The sequence below is a fragment of the Bifidobacterium aemilianum genome (assembly GCF_003315635.1).
GTDB lineage: Bacteria > Actinomycetota > Actinomycetes > Actinomycetales > Bifidobacteriaceae > Bifidobacterium > Bifidobacterium aemilianum.
The window spans coordinates 1-320 of the sequence record NZ_PDCG01000079.1 but is presented as its reverse complement, the minus strand read 5'-3'; the positions used below and the strand labels follow the sequence as shown (position 1 = coordinate 320).

Genomic DNA, 320 nt, shown 5'->3' with positions numbered 1-320 from the left:
TCGCGGCCGTTGGCGAAAGCCTCAAGGGCCGCATACTGGGCGTTCGCCGTCGCGCAGGTGATCGAGAATTCACTGACCTTGCCGACCTGCTCTATCAGATCAGCCGGTCCGGCAGCAATTCCGATCCTCCACCCTGTCATCGCGTGGGATTTGGACACACCGTTGAGCACGATGGTCCGCTCAGGCAGCACCTCGCCCATGGAGACATGGGCGCCCTCGTAGGTGAGTTCGGAGTAAATCTCATCGGACAGGACGATTAGGTCGTGCCTGCGGGCCACGACTGCCAGGGCCTCCAGCTGCTCACGGGTGTAGGTCACACC

At 62.2% G+C, this 320-nt stretch carries 1 protein-coding gene; it reads right to left on the bottom strand.

The annotated features are described in order from the left end of the window. The coding region (locus CRD60_RS08485; protein WP_113860803.1) for an aminotransferase class I/II-fold pyridoxal phosphate-dependent enzyme at positions 1 to 320 on the bottom strand (320 nt) is incomplete at both ends.